Genomic DNA, 5,658 nt, shown 5'->3' with positions numbered 1-5,658 from the left:
TCTCGCCCTGCTCGCGTGCCTGCTGGCGCAGGCGCAGCCCGTCGTTGAACACCACCCGCGCGCACCCGAACGCCCGAGCCAGCTCGATCTGCTGGCCGGGCGTCGGGTAGACGCGGAAGTTGTAACGGAGCTGCACATCGGACAGTCTACCATTGGTCTATGGCTGCCTCCCTGGATGTTCGCACCGGTAGGCACTGTGTCTTCGTCCTGCACGCCCACTTGGTCTTCGTGACGAAGATCCGGCACAGAGTGTTCACCGACCAGCACCTGACCCGCCTAGAAGAGATCATGCGGGCGGTGTGCGCCGACTTCGAGTGCGACCTGGTCGAGTTCAACGGCGAGAGCGAGCACGTGCACCTGCTGGTCAACTTCCCGCCGAAGGTCGCCTTGTCGAAGCTGGTCAACAGTCTCAAGGGTGTGTCCTCGCGACGGATGCGGCAGGAGTTCCCCGACCTGGTACGCCACTACTACCAGGCCAACAGGCTGTGGTCCGCCTCGTACTTCGCCGGGTCCGTCGCCGGCGCCCCCCAGGCCGTTCTACGCCAATACATCGAGCAGCAGAACAAGCCAACCTAGAGCACGCTCGGGCCTAGGCGGCCCTCCCGCGCCGGCCTTCACCCCCGCCCTAAAGGGCGGAACACTGGCCCGCATCTCGGTAGCCCAGGTCATGACGTCGAGGGACCGGGTGTCGCGGGGCGTGGTGGCGATCAGCGCTTCGGCGGCGTCGATGGAGAACACCCACGGGCCGAAGTGGAACCACTGTGGTTGTCGAGGGCCGGTCACTGGCGACCCCCGTGCCTGGTGAGGCGGGTGTAGATCGCGACGCAGCGGAGTATCAGCTCGTGTGACGGTAGGGCCCGCAGCCGCTGCCGCTGGTTGTCGGCGAGCCGGTCCCAGATCAGGACCGTGACGGCGGCCGACCACACGTCCACGAGAGCGCCGTCGATCTTGGCGTACTGGCGGTCGGTGACGATGCGCCGCAGCGTGGCGATGAGCGTGGCGTCTCCTGGCGGGTGGTTGGCGTCGTCGGGGCGTTGAGCTTCCGGGAGCAGGCTGTAGCAGTCCTCGCAGGTGTAGGTGCTGCGCGGCGGGTCCTCGGTCTCCCACCGTCGAACGTCGGCGGCGGGCAGCCCGCACACCGCCTGCTGCAGGTCGCGGGGGTGGCGGATGTGCGCGCTCATCGGCTGCCCGCCTGGTCTGATCCCCACAAAGCTGTGCTGTGCCATGCGGCGTGTCCCTTCCCTGTGCGGGCCGGGGCGGCGGCACGGTGACCGCCGCCCCGGGGGCGTGAACGAGGGGTGGTCAGACCTTGAGCAAGTCGAAGGCGGCGAGCTTCAGGTCGCCGACATTGCCGGTGAGCACCCGGGTGGCGCGGGCGGTGGCGTTCTTGGCGGGCTGGTAGTGGTCGAGGTATTCGGTGATGGCCTGGTATCCGGCCCACCGGTTGCCGGTGATGGGTTTGAGGGTGTCGGCCTCGCGGATCAGGTACTTGAGGGTGCCAAGCCGCTGTTTGGCGTTGTTCTTGGTCTGCTCGGAGGCGTTGTCCTTGACCGGCCACACCTGCGCCACCACGTTCTCGAACTCGCGCATCGTCAGCTCGGTCTGCAGCATCCGCTCGGCGGCCTTCTCGAAGGTCTCCATGTACCGCCACATCAGGCCCAGGGCTTCGCGGGCCTGGCTGATCTGGGAGTTGACGTTGGAGGTGTGCCGGAAGGTGTAGTGCCCGACCGCATGCCGGAACGCGGCGCGTTGGGTGTTGGCACACACCACCCGGATCGGGCTGGCGTCCACCCGCAGGGCGGCGGTGCCGTCGTGCGAGGTGGTGCCGATCAGGTAGAGGTCCAGGCGGTCCACTCCGGCGATCTCCATCGCGTCCGGGAGCTTCATGGTCACGAACACGCTCTTGCCGCGGCGCAGGCTGCCGGCGGTTTCGAAGTGGGCGCCGCCCACCTGATCGACGAGGCGATCCAGCAGTTCGGCGCACTGCTCGTTCTGGACCACGGTGTAGTCGGTGCCGACGATGCCCAGATACTCGGTGTGGCCGGTGACCGGGTTGCGGCGCACGGTCATCCGCTTGTCATCGGCCGGGATCTGCACCTCGACGCCGTCGACGACGTCGATGCCGACAGTGCGGATGGTGCGCACGCCCCAGTCGCCGAGGCGGGCGGTGGCCATGATCTCCTCGGCCTTCATCGTGTCCTGGGTGACGGTGCCCAGCTGGTGCCAGGCCGACAGGCGGGCGCTGGCGAAGGCGGTCGTTCCGTCCGCGAATGTCTCCAGTTCGTGCGGCACGGTTTCTCCTCTCAATGTGCCGCGGGGGCCGAGCGCATGTCTCGGCCCCCGCGATGGGCTGGGGATCGTGGGGGTCAGCTGGGCGCGTCGGTCTGGGCGGCGTTGCCGCTGTCGGCCTGTGCCGGGTAGGTGAAGGTCAGCGGCGTGTCGGAGACCAGGAGGATGCGGCCGGCGGCGGCGGCCTTGGTGCAGTTGTTGCGCACGGCCCCGCTGCTGACGGTGCGCCCGAGCTGTCCGCCAAGCACGGTGGCGATGTCCTGCGGGGTCATCGCCCGGCCTGGGTTGGCGGCCAGCACGTCGAGGGTGAGCTTCTCCAGCTCGCCCCGGCCGAACGGCTGGCTGCCGTCGGCGTTGGCGGTTCCGTCGCTGCGCCTGCCCACGCTCCTGGCGACGCCCGATGCGCGGGTGGGCGTGCGGGTGGGCAGGGTGACGACGTGGGTCTCGCCCTCCGGGCCGACGACATGCAGCGTGCCGTCCGGACGGATCAACGGCAGCACCGTCGCCGTGGCGCTCGGCGTGGTCGCCAGCCCCCGGATCACCTGGTAGCACAGCGGGCAGCGGGGCGGCTCCGGGTTCGGGTCGACCTCGCTGGCCTTGGTCGGACCCGGGATCCACCGCTCCGGCAGGCCGGGCAGGCGACGCGCGGCGTCGGCCTGCTCCATCGCGGTCAGCAGCCGGGTGGCGGTCGGGTGACCGATGCCGCTCTCGGCCACGATCACGTCGAGCGTCGCGCCGTCGTCGCCGTAGTCGGCCAGGACGCCCTTGATGGCCATGACCTTGCGGTCACCCGGGCGCGTCGGTTGCACCACGGTGACCGTCCGACCCTCGTCGTCCTCGCCGTTGTCCTCGTCGTCCGGGCCCTCGTCGTTGGCGTTCTGGTCGGCCTCGTCCTCCGCGTCGTCTCGGTCGGTTTCCTTCTCGCCGTCGCCGTCGCCGTCGCCGTCGCCGCCGCCGTCGGTTCCGGGCTGGTCGGCCTGCTCGGTGTCGTCAAGGGCCGGCTCGTCGGCCACCCTGTCGAGGTCCGGGTCGGTGAGGTCGGTACCGTCCGCGCCTGCCGTGTGCTCGCCGCTGAGGTCACCGGTGTCGTGCGCGGCGTCGGTGGGCTCCGCCGGCGTCGCCAGGGTCCACCGGGTGGGGGTGCCGTCGGCCGGGTCGGCCCCGGTGTCCACCGCGACGATCACACCGGCGTCGGCCAGGGTCTTGATCGCCTTGTCGGTGGTCGACCGGGCCTTGCCGGACCGGTCTGCCAGCTCGTGGAGGTTGCCCTGACCGAGTGCGGTCAAGGCATCGAGGACGGCCTGCGTAGCAGGCGTCAGGGACAGGTTTTCCATGAGGTTCCCCTCCTTGGGAACGTGGGGTTGGGGATGCCCGGTGTGGTGCCGGGCGGTCGGGTGCCGGGTCGCGGGCAGCGGTCAGCGCGGCAAGCGCGTGAAGCGGTGCCGTGCTGGGTGCTGCGGGGTTGCGGCCCGGTGGCCTCGGCGGTGTGTGATGACGCCGAGGGGTCAATGGCGGGAGCGGCGAGCTCGTCGGCCGCGGACAGCAGGATGAGATGTCGAGCCTGCCCTCGGCAGGACTGCGGTTGATGCCGGCATCAGCGGGGGATGGGCGCGGCTGCCGGGGGTCGACCGTGAGATCCAGTTCGGCGTCGGGCTCACCGACGTGTAGGCGGCTGGTCCGCCCGGCGGCCTGTTGCTTGTGGCAGGAGTCGGTGTGGGGCAGGGATGCTGTCTGCGGGGTTGACGCAGCGCCGCCGCGGAAGCTTCTAGTTGGCGAGGTGCGCGAGCTCGGCCGGGGTGAGCTGGGCGGGGGTGCGGCTGCGCCACGCGTCGGAGTGGCGCAGGTGCCACCAGCGCAGCAGTGACCGGCAGGCCGAGGCGAGGTCGTCACACATTGGCAGCGGGTACGCCATGACGGAGGTGGTGGGGCGATGCTGCGGGTCGATGTACGCCGTTGGCGTCCACCCATGGTCGGTTTCGGTGACCTCGCCGACCACCCGGTCGGGGTAGGGGACGTCGAAGGAGGTAGCGGCCTCGGCGTCGGGCACCACCTGCCAGGTGCTCGCGTCTGTGCGCCGCAGCGTCGCCACGCCCTGCGACGGGTCGCAGCGTCGCAGGAGCAGGTGCCGCTCATCGCCGTCGCCGATTGTCTGGTGGTTGCGCCAGGCGCGGTAGGTGGTGATGAGCGTGGCCCCGAGGACGGTGTGCCGCTCGCGGGCGGTGAGCGCGTCGGTGAGGGCCTGGTGGTAGCCGGCCGCGTGCAGGTCGGCGCGGACGGCCAGCCCGTGGCGGGCCTTCTCGGCGAGCACGCTCACTCGGGCGAGGGCCTGGTCGAGGCTGGTGGTGCTGTCGGTGAAGTCGCGGGCGGTCGTGTGGAGGAGGCGGGCGAGGTCACCGACCGGGTCGACGGTGGCGGTGTCGTGGCGCCACAGGTGCTCCGGCAGGACGTCGTTGGTGTCGGCGGCGATGCGCCGCAGAGCGGGGTCGGTCAGAAACACCAGGGTCTCCTTTGCAGGTGGGCGGGTGGTGAGCATGCGAAAGGCCGGCCGCGGGGGACTGCGACCGGCCTTCGGGTTGGGTTTCGGGTGAACGGGTTAGGCGATGGCGATGGCACACAGCCGGGCGTTGGAGCGCAGGCTGCGTAGGTAGGTGCACGCCGCGTTGAGGAAGCGGAACCGGTCCGCGATGGAGTCACTGGCGGGAAGGAGCAGTTGGCCGTCGGTGGTGATCAGCGCGTCCCCGATCAGCGCCTTGCGCCAGTACAGCGCGGCGTAGGTGGCTTCGCCGGCCTGGTAGACCGACAGCTCGTAGGGGTCGAGGGTGTGGGCGAGCATTGCCAGGACGTGGGGCTGTTGCTCGAAGCGCCGCCGGGCCTCAGCCAGGCTGACCTTGGTCGGGTCGGCGTGGTGCTGAGCGAGATAGTGCTCCCAGGGGCGGGCGGGTTTGGTGATGGCGGCGACGTGGGTGTTCCAGGCACGCCACCGCTGGGCGGCGTCCTGGGCGGCCTTGGCGGCGGTGCCGGTCAGGTCGAGGCGGCTTTTGCGGCCGCCGGCGGCCCGAGTGACCGCGCCGAAGCGGCGGGCGGCGTCAAGCAGGCAGTAGGCGAACCAGCGGGTGAGCCAGCCGAGCAGGGGGCGGTGGCGGACGTGGTAGCGGCGAGCGGGGGTGCCGTTGGCGTGCAGGAGGTCGTTGACCTTTTCCGAGGCGGCGAACCAGTCGGCGTGTTCGCCGGGGGCGAAACAGACGGTGACCACCAGGATGGTGAGCGGTCTGGGATGGGGCATGGTGGGGTGCTCCCTTCACGAGGAGGTCGGGCTTGGGTGCGCGGTGTGTCAGCGGTCGCGACGTCTGTGCCGGGAAGCTGCCGTCG

General features: G+C 70.5%; 7 protein-coding genes. 1 reads left to right on the top strand and 6 read right to left on the bottom strand.

All coding sequences use genetic code 11. The annotated features are described in order from the left end of the window. Positions 1-136 (bottom strand): helix-turn-helix domain-containing protein (locus DLJ47_RS38020; RefSeq protein ID WP_158289936.1); only part of this gene is annotated, 136 nt, incomplete at its 3' end. 23 nt (positions 137-159) lie between these two features. On the opposite strand from DLJ47_RS38020, the gene tnpA reads away from it, so the two are divergent. Then, the gene (tnpA, locus tag DLJ47_RS34210) at positions 160-576 is read left to right on the top strand and encodes an IS200/IS605 family transposase (RefSeq protein WP_109906363.1); all 417 of its coding nucleotides are present in this window, start codon (positions 160-162) and stop codon (positions 574-576) included. A gap of 203 nt (positions 577-779) precedes the next feature. Here tnpA and DLJ47_RS34205 read toward each other — a convergent pair whose 3' ends face one another. The 5 genes from DLJ47_RS34205 to DLJ47_RS34185 all read right to left on the bottom strand — a co-directional run bounded on the left by DLJ47_RS34205 (position 780) and on the right by DLJ47_RS34185 (position 5,572). After that, entirely contained in the window at positions 780-1,226 is a 447-nt protein-coding gene (locus DLJ47_RS34205; protein ID WP_233258175.1) for a hypothetical protein, read from the bottom strand. A gap of 76 nt (positions 1,227-1,302) precedes the next feature. Then, positions 1,303-2,292, bottom strand: a complete 990-nt coding sequence (locus tag DLJ47_RS34200; RefSeq protein ID WP_109906359.1) for a DUF932 domain-containing protein — start codon at positions 2,290-2,292, stop codon at positions 1,303-1,305. Between the two features lie 74 nt (positions 2,293-2,366). Continuing rightward, entirely contained in the window at positions 2,367-3,623 is a 1,257-nt protein-coding gene (locus tag DLJ47_RS34195; protein ID WP_109906357.1) for a helix-turn-helix domain-containing protein, read from the bottom strand. Positions 3,624-4,054: 431 nt separating this feature from the next. Further along, positions 4,055-4,786, bottom strand: a complete 732-nt coding sequence (locus DLJ47_RS34190; protein ID WP_109906365.1) for a hypothetical protein — start codon at positions 4,784-4,786, stop codon at positions 4,055-4,057. Positions 4,787-4,882: 96 nt separating this feature from the next. Next, the gene (locus DLJ47_RS34185; RefSeq protein ID WP_109906355.1) at positions 4,883-5,572 is read right to left on the bottom strand and encodes a hypothetical protein; all 690 of its coding nucleotides are present in this window, start codon (positions 5,570-5,572) and stop codon (positions 4,883-4,885) included. Positions 5,573-5,658: the final 86 nt, after the last annotated feature.

The organism is Micromonospora sp. S4605 (assembly GCF_003176715.1).
In the GTDB taxonomy this organism is placed as follows: domain Bacteria; phylum Actinomycetota; class Actinomycetes; order Mycobacteriales; family Micromonosporaceae; genus Micromonospora; species Micromonospora echinaurantiaca.
The sequence above is the reverse complement of the archived record's forward strand: the minus strand, read 5'-3'. Positions and strand labels throughout refer to the sequence as shown.